We start from the raw sequence: 16,539 nt of genomic DNA, 5'->3' as shown, positions 1-16,539 counted from the left end.
CCTACATGCAATTTCTCGCAGACTTGCAGTACCGGCTACAACCTTCTAAATCTAACAACGCCACTCAATTCCGAGCGGCAACTACGACGAGTAAAAACAAATGAAAAACGAAAAACTTGGCGAAGTGCTTTTTAACTTCAAAAATGAATTTGGCTCAAACACCCATCCACAGATGGCTGGTGGATCTGGGGGACAAGGAGGTTGTGGTGGCAGTGGAGGGTGTGGCGGTGGTGGTGGTTGCAGTGGCGGGAGCGGTGGAGGTAATGGTGGTTGTGGAGGCGCGGGAGGGACAGGTGGTGGCGGAACAGGCGGCTGCAGGGCGATGTAATTCACCGTGATATTAAACCGTCTGTCTTTCAGGCAGAAAGGATCTTCCAAAAATGGAAGATCCTTCAGGAGAAAATTTAATGAATCTTATTTATTCAGAATTCGACATTATAAACCTTCCCAACGAGTCGCTAATCATATCAAGCTACGGAGTTTCCAAAACAGCCTCCACGAAATTATTAAGCGTCTTGCAAGAGTTAAAAAAACAGAATAAAACATCCATAACAGAGACACTACTCAACGATACAATCTCAAAACAAAAACTACAAAAAAAAGCGGCACACCTATTCTTACAAAGTGCGATAGGACTAAAGCCTGAACCTTCAGAAATATACTTCAAAAAAGCACTAATAGCACATGACTGCATAGAGAGCGAAGACTTAAAAACAATAATAAGCCAAGAGCTAACGTGCGAGCACATAATAAGCGAGAACATTGAAAGCCTGACAGAGCAAGCTAAGGGTAACTCGTATTTCATCATCATAATTTGTATGCAGTATGACTACATCAAGTTGAAGAAACTGTATTTCAGCCTGGCAGACGCGGCTCCATGTAGCGCAATCTCTCTGGCATATTTAAATGGGAATATTTTTCATATCGACCAGCCGTACGTTCCCAGCATAGGAAACCCCTGTCACTTTTGCATGATAGATCGACAATTAAACTACGAAAAATGCATCAACTCTCAAAACTCTTGGACGACGCTCTTGAGATTCTGCATAGAACGCAACGTCACTCTACCGTCGCAGAAACTAAGTGCATTGCAAAGAAGCATGGCGATTGGTGCAATAGTTAAAAAAATAAAACTTCACACTGAGCATGGCAGTGAATTCAGATACCAAGACAATGTATTCACTTCGACGACAGTAGACTTAATTAAAGGATCCATTACCGAGGAATCGAGCCCACATTGGCACTCCTGTAACTGCCTGAGATCAAAAAATGAAAAATATACCGCATGACCATTATATGAAATTTCTCGACCCGCGAGTGTACGAGGATACATTGGAATTCCATAACAAGGGTAATTTCACCATCCATGATTGCGTTAAAAATATTTCCCGTCTGCACAATTTACAATCAAAGCTACTTGCCAACTTGACAGGCAACGAACTACAACTATACCCAGATATGGATATTACAGTCGACGGACCACCGCTAGAAGTTCTTGACGTTACAAGCCAGCTACATAGAGAATCTTCATGCGATTTTTTTGATGGCGGCGCCGCCACATTTGAATCAATAAAGAAGCTTATAAGTCCGTTGTTAAGCAAGGATAAAAAAACCCATAAACGTGGCTACCCAAGCGCAGGCGCCCTGTACCCTGTAGAAGTTTTTATTTGCTCTTTATCGACGTCAAATATATGGCCAAGTCGCGAAAAAATATTGCATCTTCTTCCTAACTCGAGAAAGCTCGAAATACTGCAAGACAGCCATGACATCACCCCCCTGATAGAAGCAATATTGCCAACCGGAAACAATATAGGCAACCCTAGTCACGCCATAATTTACATGATGTATTTGCCGAAGACGTTATTCAAGTATCGCTATCGCGGCTACAGATTAGCCTTAATGGAAACCGGGTCAATGTATATGTTAATCGACCTTCAGTGTAAAACGTTAAAGCTAAAAACCCGTCAATGGTCAGGATACACCGACACTATGGTGTGCAAGGCAATGGGGGTGAACCCTACTCTTTTCTATCCTTCATGCGTACAACTGATAGGAGGCACAAAATGAATATCTTCAGTAAAGATACGAATTCGGCGCTGCCAAGAGAAATTTTTATTCAACCCCCCTGCGTATTTAATTTCCCTTTTTGTGTTGAGGTTGGAGATCAATGGCAAACCGTTGGGTCAGGAGTTGGTAATAGCTCAGAATCAATAACAACTGCCTTGGGAGAGTATTTTGAACGTCGTCATTTTTATTTGGAGGTATTACGTGATTGCTCATCCAGCCTGGAAAAATGCTTGAGACCTGCCGAGGTAAAAAAATTCATAAAAGCCTTTGACCAAACTGCCTCATCGGAAGCGAACCTGAGTAACCTGGCGTGCAGAAAATTTAATATGAGCTCTGTAGTTCGCATTTCTGACTTTTCAAAATGCGCCATACCCACCATCTGCATTTCACTGTCTCATCACGGCAATGAGGACGACAATAGTATCTATCCGAGTAGAGACACTTGTGGGTGTAGTTTTCATAAAAGCTACGAATCTGCCATTTTTGGCTCCATCAAAGAATTATTGGAGCGACAGTTTCTGACTCGGTTCTGGCTAACCAAACAATGCATTGGATTAGTAACTCCCAATCAAATATCAAAAATGATAAAGGCAACATCCGCATATGGCTTATATAACGCCCTCCTGAAGTCTGGAAAGCTCGCAATAATTGATATTTCCGACGACAGTTTTCCTGGCGTATGTTTACTCACCGTTTACGGCAGCGATAATCCGAGTAGAAATATTCATTATTGCGCAGGAATGTCCTATGCAATAAACCAAACCGCCGCGCTGGAAAAATCCATTTTAGAGTTGTGGCAAACGTTTAGATTCATGAACTTGTTCAGAGTTTTTCGACGAAACCCAGATTCTCTACAGGACCCATATATTCGTCACTTTATGAAATGTGATACTTACACAACATTTAAGGAAATAACATCAAACATAAAACCTTCGAACTCCACCCCCAATAAACAGACAGCTTTCGGGTTCGACACACAAGGATTGATACAGGCTTTAAAATCACAAAATATTGAAGCATATCTATATATTAAAACGACCAAAATAGGAAACACTGGCTATACATTTTGCAAATCCGTCTCCCCGTCTTTATTTATGCACATGGACAATTCAAAGAACATAAATCTGGCCAACGATTACTCGGCACGTTTTTCAACATCAATTGATAAAGCCCGAAAAGAACAAATGGTTCCATTCCCTTAAGGTTATCAATCATGAAAAATCATTTACATTCGAGAGTTTTCACCTTAACTGGCATCTTCATAAAAGAGCAATTCAAAGAACCTATTGCGTTGTTTTGGATAATGCTTTCCCCCTGCGCACTTTTCTATTTCTTCGCGACTACAAAGCAGGACGCGAACTATTTTCAAAGTGAGTATATTGAGGCATCAGCATGGTTTTATGCATACGTTTCATCAAGCGTAGCGCTATTTGGATTTACGCTTTATATAATCGGAAGAAGAGAAAGTGGATTCATTCGATCATTTATTTATTCAAAACAGTCAAAAATCATATTTTTATACTCGCACTTTTTTGCTTACTCATTAATTTCAATTGCGTACTGCTCCATTTTTTACCTGGCGACAAAGGTCCCGTTTGGCAGCTATGATCTCGAAGAATTACTGAGGATTACTTTACGCTTTTATACTTGCTTTATCATGTTTTGTAGCCTTGGCGTCGCATTTACGCTGCTTCCAATCAACTTTCAAAACTCAAATACACTACTGTCAATCTGTTCGTTTTTCATGCTTATCCTGGGAGTACTTGGGGCTAGCAAAACAAACGACATCGTGGACATCATAAACCTTGCAAACCCGCTGACAACTGCAACAAATTTAATGATAAATGACTTGAATCATAACAAGTCAGCGGTCGCCATAATAGCATTTTTCGCTATTGTATCGGCTTTAGCGCTGCTAAAGCACTTAAGAATCAACCCAATTTGGAGCAGATACTAATGCGTCGATTTAGTGCAAAATGCATTGATTTTTCCTATGACGACAAAGCGATTTTAACCCGAGCATCTCTTGAGATTCCTCAGGGCTCCATCGTAGGCATTTTAGGCCCGAACGGATCAGGAAAAACCACGTTTTTCGATATCGTCTGCGAACTGAAAAAAATAAAATCCGGTTATATTGAAAATGACTTCCACGATTTCTCTTACCTGTCTCAAATAATCACAACCCCTCCGACTCTGCGCATGCGTGATATCTTCAAAATGGTCATCGCACTATCCTCTGATAAAAAAATGACACAGTCACGAGCTCTGGAAAAGCTAAGTTACTGGAGCCCCTCTATCGTTAGTCGATACAAAGACATATGGAACAAAAAATCGTCATTGTGCAGCTATGGAGAGACACGCTGGTTCTTTGCCCTTTCTCTTCTATCAATTTCCACTGACTTCATTATTCTCGATGAGCCTACTGCCGGTGTAGACCCTGAATTTCGCCATTATATCTGGGAGTGCCTTCATGGCGCGGCTAATGATGGCATGGCGATCCTGGTGTCATCACATAACGTCGATGAAATAGTAAACAACTGTACTTATTTCTACATGATCAGTCAGCAACGCTTTCATCGTTTTGCCAGCGGGTCGGAGTTCATTCAGCGCTATCGAGCAAAAACGGTAGATGACGCATTTATCCGCGCTGTATCCGAGCCGATATTTGCGGAGCATCCTGGATGAATAAAGCTTGATGCGTAGCGCAGACAGTAACTGCTACATATATAAGCCTCCCACCCCACCGCCACAGAAAGAGCCACCGACGACTATGCCGCCGGTGATCGCCAATCCCTGATGCCCCGCCCCAGCCCGGTCGTAACCATTAATCGGTTGCACAGAACGATGACCGGCGGTCGCGGCCTGAAACTTCAGTTTCCACTGAAAAAGGATTCCGCCATGACCGTGCGCATCGAGAACCAGACCTGCTTTCTCACCTCCGCCAATGGCGAACAGATTCGTCTGTGTCCCGACGTGACCATCGTCACCGACGGTGCCAAGGCCATGTCGGCTGTGGCCATCGAAGGCCAGCGTATCTACATCACCGAAGCAGAGGCCGATGCCTTGACCGTCGCAGGCGCGGCGAATGGACGCCGGCACCTGAAGGCCACCAATAGTGATTCGGTGATTTGACCGGGATTGATCTGCACCTGTCGCTACTGTTTCGGTCAGTCCCTTTGACCCGGCCGCGGCGGGTGCTTCAAGTTGTCGCATGTCGTGCAAACACTGCCATCTGATCCGCTTTTTATCGCAATACCTGAGTCTGTTATGCAAACAGATCAGCGCTCATAGTGCTCATGCCTGATGGAGGCTGATGAGCGAAAGACCATGAGCGAAAGAATCCCCGTCCGAACCGTAGAAACATTCGAGCCTTCGCGTCCAAAGACGAAAGCCAAAACCAGTGACAACCTGATCCACACCCGCAGCTTCACCGGGCTGTTCCGCAACCTGCGCATCGGTGGCGCGGGTTTTCTGTTTCTGCTGTTCTTCGGCACCGTGTGGTTGAACTGGGGCGGTCGCCAGGCGGTGCTCTGGGATCTTTCGGAAAGCAAGTTCCATATCTTCGGTGCGACCTTCTGGCCGCAGGATTTCATCCTGCTGTCGGCGCTGTTGATCATTGCCGCGTTCGGTCTGTTTGCGATCACCGTGTTCGCGGGACGGGTCTGGTGCGGCTACACCTGCCCGCAAAGTTCGTGGACCTGGATCTTCATGTGGTGCGAGAGGATCACCGAAGGCGAACGCAACCAGCGGATCAAGTTGCAAGCCGCGCCCTGGGGCCTGAACAAACTGATGCGTCGAGCGGCCAAGCACACCTTGTGGCTGGCCATCAGCCTGCTGACCGGCCTGACCTTCGTCGGTTACTTCACACCGATCCGGCCGCTGGCCGAAGAGTTGCTGACCTTTCAAATGAGCGGCGTCAGCCTGTTCTGGGTGCTGTTCTTTACCGGCGCCACGTACATCAATGCCGGCTGGCTGCGTGAAGCGGTGTGCATGCACATGTGCCCCTACGCCCGGTTCCAGAGCGTGATGTTCGACAAGGACACCCTGACCATTTCCTACGATGTGGCCCGAGGTGAAAACCGTGGCCCGCGCAAACGCGAGGTCAAGCCCGCCGAAGTCGGCCTGGGCGACTGCATCGATTGCCAGCTGTGCGTACAGGTCTGCCCGACCGGCATCGACATTCGCGATGGCTTGCAGATGGAGTGCATCGGTTGCGCCGCCTGCATCGACGCCTGCGATTCGATCATGGACAAGATGGGCTACGCCCGCGGATTGATCAGCTACACCTCCGAGCACCAGTTGCAGGGTGGCAAGACACACCTGTTGCGCCCACGCCTGATCGGCTACACCGCCGTACTGCTGGTGATGATCGCTGCGCTGGTAGTGGCGCTGGTGGAACGGCCGATGGTCTCCCTCGACGTTAGCAAGGACCGGGGCCTGTTCCGCGAGAACAGCCAGGGGCAGATCGAAAACATCTACAGTCTGAAGGTGATCAACAAGACCCAGCAGCGTCAGGACTATCAATTGCAACTGGTCGATGCCGAGGGTTTCGAGTTGCAGGGCAAGACCTTGTTGAGCCTGGCACCGGGCGAGATCGTCGATGTGCCGGTGTCGGTGGTGATGCTCACGGAGCGCCCGGCCAGCAGTTCGCAGAGCCTCGGCTTCAAGGTGGTCGACAGCGATGAACCTGGCGTCTACAGCGTGGCGAAGAGCCGGTTTGTTGCGCCGATGAATCGCTAAGGCTTTAGACTGCGGTGCGCCATTCGCGAGCAGGCTCGCTCCCACAAAAAACAGCGCAGTGTCTGTAGGAGCGAGCCTGCTCGCGATGAAGTCACCTCGATTTCCTGTCAGACCTCAATCGGGCTATTGATGAAACGCTACGAAAAATTCGCCGACGACATCGCAGAACTGATCCGCTCCGGCGTCCTCGGCCCCGGCCAGCGTGTGCCATCGGTGCGCTACGCCAGCCAGACCTACGGCGTCAGCCCGTCGACAGTGTTCCAGGCCTACTACCTGCTGGAACGTCGCGGGCTGATCCGCGCCCGTCCGCGCTCTGGCTACTTCGTCAATGCCCATGCGCCACGGCCGTTTTCCGAACCGGAGATCAGCCATCAGGTCAACGAGTCCACCGAAGTCGACGTCAGCGAACTGGTGTTCTCGGTACTCGATTCCATCAAGGACCCGAACACCGTGCCCTTCGGCTCGGCGTTCCCCAGCCCGACGCTGTTTCCCCTGCAACGCCTGTCCCGCTCACTGGCCAGCGCCAGCCGCGAAATGGACCCACGCATGGTCGTCACCGACATGTCGCCGGGCAACCCGCAACTGCGCCGGCAGATCGCCCTGCGCTACATGGTCGGCGGGCTGATGCTGCCCATGGAAGAACTGCTGATCACCAACGGTGCGCTGGAAGCCCTCAACCTGTGCCTGCAAGCAGTGACACAGCCCGGTGATCTGGTGGCCATCGAAGCTCCGGCGTTCTACGCCTGTCTGCAAGTGCTTGAACGGCTGAAACTCAAAGCCGTGGAAATCCCCGTACACCCGCGCGACGGCATCGATCTGGGCGTGCTCGAACAAACCCTGGAGCGCCATCCGATCAAGGCCTGCTGGTGCATGACCAGCTTCCAGAACCCCATGGGCGCGACCCTGCCTGAGGCAAAGAAACAGGCGCTGGTGGAGCTATTGCGCCGCCATCAGGTGCCGCTGATCGAAGACGATGTCTACGCCGAACTGTATTACGGCCAACAGGCTCCGAAACCGGCCAAGGCCTTCGATACCGAAGGCCTGGTGATGCATTGCGGCTCGTTCGCCAAGAGCCTGGCCCCCGGTTACCGCATCGGCTGGGTCGCCGCCGGGCGTTATGCGCAGAAAATCGAACGGCTGAAACTCATGACCTCGCTGTGCGCGTCGATGCCGGCCCAGGCGGCTATCGCCGACTACCTGCAACACGGCGGCTACGACCGACACCTGCGCAAACTGCGCCACGCGCTGGAAGACCAGCAAAGCGCCATGCTTGCCGCCATCGCCCGTTATTTCCCGGCACAGACGCGGGTCAGCCAGCCGGCGGGTGGGTATTTCTTGTGGCTGGAGTTGCCGGAGCAGATGGATTCGCTGAAGTTGTTCCAGATGGCACTGGCGCAGGGGATCAGCATTGCACCGGGACCGATCTTTTCGCCGACGCAGCGGTTCAGGAATTGTATTCGGTTGAACTATGGCAGCCCTTGGACCGAAGACGCCGAAAAGGCAATGGAGACACTGGGGCGGATTGTGCGGTCGTTTTGAGGGTTAGATGTTGTCAGTGCTGACCTCTTCGCGGGCAAGCCCGCTCCCACAGGATTTGTGTCGTTCACAAGTTTTTTGATCAACACAGTTCATTGTGGGAGCGGGCTTGCCCGCGAAGGGGCCAGCCAGGACAACGAAAATTTTGAAAATTAACGCCCACCACCCAGATCAACAAACGTCCCCGTCGCATAAGACGCCTTGTCCGACAGCAACCAGACAATCGCCTCCGCCACTTCATCCGGCCGCCCTCCCCGCGCCATCGGGATCGCTGATTCCAGTTTGCTGACCCGATCCGGGTCACCGCTCAAGGCATGGAAATCGGTATGGATGTAGCCGGGGCGCACGGCGTTGACGCGAATCCCCTCGCCCGCCACTTCCTTGGACAGGCCAATGGTGAAGGTGTCCAGCGCGCCTTTGGAGGCGGCGTAGTCGACATACTCGTTGGGCGAGCCCAGACGCGCGGCCACCGAGGACACGTTGACGATGCTGCCGCCCTGCCCGCCGTGCTTGGGCGACATGCGCAGGATCGCGTGCTTGGCGCAGAGGATCGGCGCCAGGACGTTGGTTTTCATGATCTTGAGAATGCGGAACTCGGACATCTCGTCGACCCGGGACTTTTGCCCGACGGTACCGGCGTTGTTCACCAGCGCGGTGACCCGGCCCAGTTCACTGTCTACCCGATGGAACAGTGCGATGACTTCGTCTTCGATGCTGACGTCGGCCCGTACCGCAATGGCTTGCGCACCGAGGGCGCGGACCTGCTCCAGCACGCCGATTGCAGCCTGTTCATCGGCCTGGTAGTTGATGCAGATCCGATAGCCCTGCGCGGCGGCCAACAGTGCGGTGGCGGCGCCAATGCCGCGGCTGCCGCCGGTGATGACGATGACTTTGTCCATGCGAGCTTTCCCCCAATCAAAGCTTTAGCGATCGGGGGCAAGAATAACCGTCATTGGCAGTTTTTGCATGGCCTCACATCAGCTGTCACGTCAGCGACATCTCGCGCCCGGCACCGGCTTTCAATTGCTCGACCAATTGCTCGCCACGATGGATTTCCACCATGAAACCCGCGGCCGGCAGCGGATGCCCCAGCAGGTAGCCCTGCAACGAATCGCAACCGAGTTGAGTCAGGAAATCCTGCTGCACACCCGTTTCCACGCCTTCGGCGACGATGCGCAACCCCAGTGCCTGGCCGAGGGCCACGATGGCCGAAACGATGGCGGCGTCATCGCTGTCGCGCTCCAGGTCGCGGACAAAGCCGCGGTCGATCTTCAGCTCGTTGGCCGGCAGACGCTTGAGGTACATCAAACTCGAATAGCCAGTACCAAAATCGTCGATGGACAGGTCGACGCCCATTTCCGACAGTTCCTGAAGCACCGTCATGCTCGCATCGGCATCGCTCATGGCGGTGGTTTCAGTGATTTCCAGGGTCAGGCTGTTGGCCGGCAGATGATGAGTCGCCAGGGCCTTGGCGACGCTCTGGACCAGCCCGGAGTGACAGAACTGAATGGCTGAAAGGTTCACCGCGATGCGCCATTGGGTGTAGCCCAGCACGTACCACTCGCGCATCTGGCGGCACGCTTCGTTGAGCACCCACTCGCCGATCGGAATGATCAACCCGGTTTTTTCCGCCAGCTCGATGAACTTGTCCGGCAACAGCATCCCTTGCGTCGGGTGCTCCCAGCGCAACAAGGCTTCGGCGCCGACCGGCCGACCATTGGCGGCATCGAACTTGGGCTGGTAATGCAGGCTGAATTCGTGATGTTCCAGGGCATTGCGCAGGTCCTGCAGCAATTGCAGCTGTTTGCGGGCGTTGCTGTTCATCGAGGCATCGAAAAAGCTGTAGCCGTTTTTCCCCGCGCCCTTGGCGTGATACATCGCCGCGTCGGCGTTCATCAGCAATTCCTCGGCGGACTGTCCGTTACCCGGGTAGAGCGCGATGCCGACACTGGCGGAGATGTGCAAATCATGTTCGGCAACACGGAATGCACGCGCAATCAAGCCGACCTGGCGGGCCGCGAGGTTCAAGGCGTCGTTCTGTTCGGTCAATTGCACCAGCAACACGAACTCGTCGCCGCCGATCCGCGCCAGGGTGTCCTGGCTGCGCAGGTCTTCGCGCAGGCGCTGGGCCACTTCACGCAACAGCAAATCACCCATATGGTGGCCGAAGGCATCGTTGACCGGTTTGAAGCCGTCCAGATCGATGAACATCAGGGCAAAGCAGCCACCCTCCTCCCGGACCCGTGACATGGCCTGATCGATTCGATCGGCGAGCAACGTCCGGTTCGGCAACCCGGTGAGGGTGTCGTGCAGCGCCAGTTGGGTCAACTCACGGTTGGCCTCGGTCAGCGACTCGGCCAGGCTCGCGGTGCGGGCTTCCAGGCGTGCATCGAGGATCGAGGTCAGCAAGGCGATGCTCAGCACCGCCAGCGTGGTGATCAGCACCAGGTTGTCCAGGCCCTTGCCGTTCAGGCCATCGGCCGACGCCCCGCAAAAACTGCCATCGGCAAAGCGCGCGGCGGCCATCCCGGTGTAGTGCATGCCGACGATGGCGATGCCCATGATCACGGCGGCCCCGCCACGGATCAGACGGACATAAGGCGTATGCTGGCGTAAATGGAAAGCGATCCACAATGCCGCGCCCGATGCACCGACCGCGATCAGAAGCGAGGCGCCGAACAACGTCGGATCGTAGTCGATGCCCGGTTGCATGCGCATGGCGGCCATGCCGGTGTAGTGCATCGCGCTGATACCGGCGCCCATGACCAACGCGCCAAAGGCCAGTTGCCAGGCCGGCAATTGCGGTTGGCTGACCAGCCACAGCGCAAAACCGCTGGAGAGCACTCCGATCAGCAGCGACAACAGGGTGATCGCGCCGTCGTACCCCAGGTCGATCGGCAACTTGAAGGCGAGCATGCCGATAAAGTGCATCGACCAGATGCCGATGCCCATGGCAATGGCCCCGCCCGCGGTCCACAGATGCACGGCGCGGCCTTTGGCGGTGGCAATGCGTCCGGTGAGGTCGAGCGCGGTATAGGACGCGAGAATCGCTACGCAGAGCGAAATGACAACCAGGGTGGGGGAATAGCTACCGATGAGCATGGGGACTTCTCGCGAATGCCCCCTTTAATGGTATTGATTCTCGCTGGGGGGCAAATGCGGCGATTGTACTGATTCCAGATGAGAACGCACTCAGAAAATAAGCAAAAGGCCAGCAGTCCGATGAAACGCTTGTTTTAAGGTTTTACATTAACTGGTCTCTGGCCTGGAATTACCGAGCCAAAGCCTCTGTGGAAGTTATTACACCGCCCACTGTGGCGAGGGGGCTTGCCCCCGTTGGGTCGCGAAGCGGCCCTGGGTTCATGCGCCCACATTCCTGCAGAATGATCACGGTCGCATTTTTTGCGAGCGCTTCGCGCTCGAACGGGGGCAAGCCCCCTCGCCACAGTTAGCGCTCTGAGCCTCTGATCCGGGTTATCGGCTTTCGCTCACCTGAAGCTGCCCATCCCAGCCTCCCCCCAACGCGGCAATCAATTGCACGCTGGCAAGCAGGCGGCTTTGCAACAGGTCGAGGTTGCTGCGCTCATTGCTCAGCGCCGCCGCCTGGGTGACCACCACATCGATGTACGCGATCAAACCGGCCTTGTACTGGTTCTGGGTCAGGCGCAACGATTCACGGGCGGCGTCCAGTGCCTGCTGGCGCACGACGGCTTCATCCTGAAGCACCTTGAGCTGCACCAGGAAGTTTTCCACCTCGCGAAATCCATCCAGCACGGTCTGGCGATATTTGGCCACCGTTTCGTCATAGGCCGCCACACTGCGGTCGACCTCTGCCGAGCGCTGTCCGCCGTCGAACAGGGTCATGGCCAATTGCGGCCCGACCGACCAGAAACGGTTCGGCAGGCTGATCCAGTTGGCATAGGTGCTGCTGCTGTAACCGCCGTTCATGTTCAATGTCAGGTCGGGGTAATAGGCGGCCTTGGCCACGCCGATGTTGGCGTTGGCGGCCATCACCGAGCGCTCGGCGGAGGCAATGTCCGGGCGACGCTCCAGCAACTGCGAAGGCAGCGCCGGCGGCACTTGCGGCAACTGCGGGATGTTCTGGCTTTCCGCCAGGCTGAACTCCGCGGGCGGCAAGCCGATCAACACGGCGATGGCGTTCTCGAACTGGGCGCGTTGCCAGATCAGGTCGACCATATCCGCTTCGGTGCTCTTGAGCTGCGTCTGGGCCTGGGCCACGGCGTCCTTGCCGGATACGCCCGCACGGTACTGGTTCTCGGTCATCTTCAGCGATCGCTGATAAGCCTCGACCGTGTCCTGGAGCAGGCGCTTCTGGCCATCGATCACACGCAATTGCAGGTAGTTCTGCACCAGTTCCGACTGCTGGCTCAGGCGCATCGCCGCCAGATCGGCAAAGCTGGCCTGGGCATTCGCGGTATCGGCTTCAAGGCCGCGGCGCAGCTTGCCCCATACGTCGGCCTCCCAACTGACGCCGACCTGGGCGGAATAAGTGTTGCGAATACCGCTGGACGAACTGCTCAGGCTGGAGCTGCTGCTGCCGGTACCCTGGCTTGAACGGTTCTTGCTGACGTTCAGGTCGACCGTCGGGAAAAACGCCCCGCGTGCGCTGCGCACCAAGGCCTGGGCCTGACGATACTGGGCTTCGGACTGGGCAACGGTCTGGTTGGAGCTATTGAGTTTTTCGACCAGGTCATTGAGCTGCCGGTCGCCATACAACTCCCACCACGCGCCCCGCGCCAAGGCATCGCTCGGGTTGGCCTGGCGCCAGCCCTCTGCCGCCTTGTACTGCGCCGGCTCTGCAGTTTGCGGGCGCTGGTAATCCGGGCCGACGGCGCAGGCACTGAGCATCGCCACGCACAGTGACAGGCTCAACAGACGCGAGCCTCGAGCCGTGATCAGCGGTGCAGCCAGGTTGAAAAGCGAACGTTCAGTCATAGCGGAGTTTCCAGAGCAGCATCGGTACGCACCCCACGCCATTTATTGAAGCGATGGCGCAGTTTGTCGAGATAGAGGTAAACCACCGGGGTGGTGTAAAGCGTCAGCACCTGGCTGAAGATCAGCCCGCCAATGATGGTCAGGCCCAGCGGCTGACGCATTTCCGCCCCTTCGGCGCGGCTCAGCAACAACGGCAAGGCCCCGAGGATCGCCGCCAGGGTGGTCATCAGGATAGGTCGCAAACGTTGCAGGCAGGCGTTGCGAATCGACTCCAGCGGTGCCATGCCCTGGTGACGCTCCAGTTGCAGCGCCAGGTCGATCATCAGAATGGCGTTTTTCTTCACCACGCCGATCAACAGAAACAGCCCCAGCAAGGAAATCAGGCTGAACTCACCGCCCAGCGCATAGATCGACAGCAACGCGCCGACCCCGGCCGACGGCAGGGTGGACAGGATGGTCAGCGGATGAATGTAGCTTTCGTACAGCACCCCCAGCACCAGGTACACCGCCACCAGCGCGCCGAGTATCATGAACGGCTGGCTTTTCTGCGTGGCGGCAAAGGCATCGGCGGTGCCGGCCATTTTCACGATCACGTCTTCCGGCAAGCCTACCTTGGCAATCGCCCGTTCGATGGCGGCGGTGCCCTGCTCCACCGTCACGCCTTCGGCCATGTCAAAGGCAATGCTTTCCGAAGCAAACTGGCCTTCGTGGCTGACCCGATCGTTTTCCAGGCTGTTTTCGTAATGCGCGATGGTCGACAGCGGGATCCGCGCGCCGTCAGCGGTGATCACCTGGACCTGCTTGAGGGTGATCGGGTCCTGGGCATACTTCGGATTGACCTCCATCACCACCTGATACTGGTTGAGGCTGTCGTAGATGGTTGAAATCTGCCGCTGGCTGTAGGCGTTGTTCAGCACCGCTGTGACCATGTCCATGTCGACCCCCAGGCGCTTGGCCTGGTCACGGTCGACGATCAGGGTCACCTGCCGGGCGCCCCGGCCTTCCCGTGCATCGATCGCCGTCAGCTCCGGCAAGGCCCTGAGCGCGGTGACGACTTTCGGGTACCACTCGCGCAACGCCCCCAGGTCCCCGCTTTGCAGGATGTACGAGTATTGCGAGGTGGTCTGCTCACGGCCGCCACCGAATTGCAGGTCCTGGTCCGCCATGAGCATCAGTTGTGCGCCCGGCACCTTGGGCATTTCCTTGCGCAGGCGTTCGATGACTTTCTGCGCGGATATGTTGCGTTCCTTGATGGGCTTGAGGCGCACCAGCATGAACGCATTGTTGGTGCCGTTGGTGCCGCCGATGAACCCGGCGACGCTTTCGACCGCCTCATCCTTCAACACGGCCCGACGGAAAATCTCCATCTTCGGCTGCATCACACTGAAGGACAGGCCGTCGTCACCGCGCACGAAACCGATCAGTTGGCCGGTATCCTGTTGCGGCATAAACGTTTTAGGAACAACGACATACAACGCAATGTTCACCCCGATTGTCACGAACAGACTGAGCAAGGTCAGGCGCTTGTAACGCAGCACCCAGTCGAGGCTGGTGGCGTATTTGCCGACCATCCAGTCGTTGGTCCGCCGGCTCCAGCGTTGCAGGCGGTTCTCCTGCCCGGGCGTATGTGGCTTGAGCCAGCGCGCGCAGAGCATCGGGGTCAGGGTCAGGGAAACCACCAGCGAGACCACGATGGCCGCCGCCAGGGTGATGGAGAATTCGCGGAACAGGCTTTCAATGATCCCGCCCATGAACAGGATCGACAGGAACACCGCCACCAGCGACACGTTCATCGACAACAAGGTAAAACCGACTTCCTGGGCACCGAGGTACGCGGCCCGCATCGGCCGCACGCCTTCGTCGATGTGCCGAGAGATGTTCTCCAGCACCACGATGGCATCGTCCACCACCAGCCCGGTGGCCAGGATCAGCGCCATCAGCGACAGGTTGTTCAGCGAAAAACCGTAGAGGTACATCACGGCAAAGGTGCCGACCAGCGACACCGGCACCGCCAGGGTCGGGATCAACGAGGCACGGAAGTTACCAAGGAACAGGAACACCACCAGAATCACCAGCGCCACGGCGATCAGCAGGGTCATTTCCGCTTCGTGCAGCGTTGCCTTGATGACAGGCGAGCGGTCCATGGCCAGGTTCAGCTTGACGCTGGCCGGCAACACCGCCTGCAACGCCGGCAACTGGGCCTTGATCTCGTTGACCGTCTCGATGATGTTGGCGCCGGCCTGGCGGTTGATCACCAGCAGCACCGCCGCGTCGTCGTTGAAGAAACCGCTGTTGTAGCGGTCCTCGACGCCATCGCTGACCTTCGCCACATCCTTCAGGCGCAGGGCCGCGCCGCCGTTGTAGTGGATGATCAGCGATTCGTAGTCCTTGGCTTTTTCCAGCTGGTCATTGGCCTGGACCTGCCACAGCCGTTGATCGTCTTCCACCGAGCCCTTGGGCCGGCGCACGTTGGCATTGGCGATGGTGTTGCGCACATCGTCCAGGGCCACGCCGTACTGGTTCAGCGACTGCGGTTCGAGCTCGATACGGACCGCCGGCAGGGAGCTGCCGCCGATCTGCACCTCGCCGACGCCCTGCACCTGGGACAGGCTCTGGGACAGAATCGTCGAGGCGAGGTCATAGAGCTGGCCTTTTTCCAGCACATCCGACGTCAGCGACAGCACCATGATCGGCGCCTGGGACGGGTTGACCTTCTTGTAGGTCGGCATGCTGCGCATCCCGCTCGGCAGCAGGTTGCGCGAAGCGTTGATGGCCGCCTGCACTTCCCGCGCCGCACCATTGATGTCGCGGTCGAGGTCGAACTGCAGGATCACCCGGGTCGATCCCTGGCTGGACCGGCTGCTCATGGTGTTAACCCCGGCAATGGCGCCGAAGGAACGCTCCAGCGGCGTGGCCACCGTCGACGCCATCACCTCGGGGCTGGCCCCGGGCAGGCTGGCCTGGACCACGATCACCGGAAAGTCCATTTGCGGCAGCGGCGACACGGGCAACAGGCCAAAGCTCACGCCGCCCAGCAGCATGATGGCCAATGAAAGCAGCATGGTTGCCACGGGGCGCTTAATGAACGGACCGGAAAGGTTCATCGATGATTGCCCCCGGCACCAACCCACGAGCCCTGCTGCCCCCCTGTGGGAGCGGGCTTGCTCGCGAAGAGGGCCTTGCATTCAACATCCCTGTCGACTGACCGGACGCCTTCGCGAGCAAGCCCGCTCCCACAGG

11 protein-coding genes are annotated in these 16,539 nt (G+C 55.8%); 7 read left to right on the top strand and 4 right to left on the bottom strand.

Going from position 1 to position 16,539, the window contains the following annotated elements:
• The first annotated feature begins 380 nt into the window (after positions 1–380).
• The 7 genes from ACLD1X_RS16950 (at position 381) to mapR (ending at position 8,346) form a co-directional block, all read left to right on the top strand.
• Entirely contained in the window at positions 381–1,289 is a 909-nt protein-coding gene (locus ACLD1X_RS16950; RefSeq protein WP_429369549.1) for an McbB family protein, read from the top strand.
• Between the two features lie 7 nt (positions 1,290–1,296).
• Complete coding sequence (locus ACLD1X_RS16945) at positions 1,297–2,067, top strand: SagB/ThcOx family dehydrogenase (protein ID WP_429369547.1); 771 nt, start codon at positions 1,297–1,299, stop codon at positions 2,065–2,067.
• Positions 2,064–3,269 carry a YcaO-like family protein gene (locus ACLD1X_RS16940; RefSeq protein ID WP_429369545.1) on the top strand — a complete coding sequence of 402 codons (1,206 nt, stop codon included), beginning with the start codon at positions 2,064–2,066 and terminating at the stop codon, positions 3,267–3,269. Before ACLD1X_RS16945 ends, ACLD1X_RS16940 begins: the two co-directional genes overlap by 4 nt.
• A gap of 754 nt (positions 3,270–4,023) precedes the next feature.
• A complete protein-coding gene (locus tag ACLD1X_RS16935) occupies positions 4,024–4,752 on the top strand; it encodes an ATP-binding cassette domain-containing protein (protein WP_429369543.1) in 729 nt (242 codons plus the stop codon).
• 213 nt (positions 4,753–4,965) lie between these two features.
• On the top strand, positions 4,966–5,199 hold the full coding sequence (locus ACLD1X_RS16930) for a DUF3203 family protein (protein ID WP_429369541.1): 234 nt from the start codon (positions 4,966–4,968) through the stop codon (positions 5,197–5,199).
• A 195-nt stretch (positions 5,200–5,394) separates the two neighbouring features.
• Positions 5,395–6,807 (top strand): cytochrome c oxidase accessory protein CcoG, encoded by a 1,413-nt coding sequence (gene ccoG / locus ACLD1X_RS16925; protein ID WP_429369539.1) that lies wholly within the window; start codon positions 5,395–5,397, stop codon positions 6,805–6,807.
• A 129-nt stretch (positions 6,808–6,936) separates the two neighbouring features.
• Positions 6,937–8,346 carry a GntR family transcriptional regulator MpaR gene (gene mapR, locus ACLD1X_RS16920; protein WP_429369537.1) on the top strand — a complete coding sequence of 470 codons (1,410 nt, stop codon included), beginning with the start codon at positions 6,937–6,939 and terminating at the stop codon, positions 8,344–8,346.
• A gap of 149 nt (positions 8,347–8,495) precedes the next feature.
• Here mapR and ACLD1X_RS16915 read toward each other — a convergent pair whose 3' ends face one another.
• From ACLD1X_RS16915 to ACLD1X_RS16900, 4 genes are all read right to left on the bottom strand, one after another.
• Positions 8,496–9,242 (bottom strand): SDR family oxidoreductase, encoded by a 747-nt coding sequence (locus ACLD1X_RS16915; RefSeq protein WP_429369535.1) that lies wholly within the window; start codon positions 9,240–9,242, stop codon positions 8,496–8,498.
• 85 nt (positions 9,243–9,327) lie between these two features.
• Complete coding sequence (locus ACLD1X_RS16910) at positions 9,328–11,445, bottom strand: putative bifunctional diguanylate cyclase/phosphodiesterase (protein ID WP_429369533.1); 2,118 nt, start codon at positions 11,443–11,445, stop codon at positions 9,328–9,330.
• A 372-nt stretch (positions 11,446–11,817) separates the two neighbouring features.
• Complete coding sequence (locus ACLD1X_RS16905; protein WP_429369531.1) at positions 11,818–13,299, bottom strand: efflux transporter outer membrane subunit; 1,482 nt, start codon at positions 13,297–13,299, stop codon at positions 11,818–11,820.
• Entirely contained in the window at positions 13,296–16,403 is a 3,108-nt protein-coding gene (locus tag ACLD1X_RS16900) for an efflux RND transporter permease subunit (protein ID WP_429369529.1), read from the bottom strand. The genes ACLD1X_RS16905 and ACLD1X_RS16900 overlap by 4 nt, the downstream gene beginning before the upstream one ends.
• Between the last annotated feature and the right edge of the window lie 136 nt (positions 16,404–16,539).

The organism is Pseudomonas sp. 18173, assembly GCF_050432945.1.
Classification (GTDB): Bacteria; Pseudomonadota; Gammaproteobacteria; order Pseudomonadales; family Pseudomonadaceae; genus Aquipseudomonas.
This window is presented reverse-complemented; position numbering and strand designations above follow the sequence as displayed.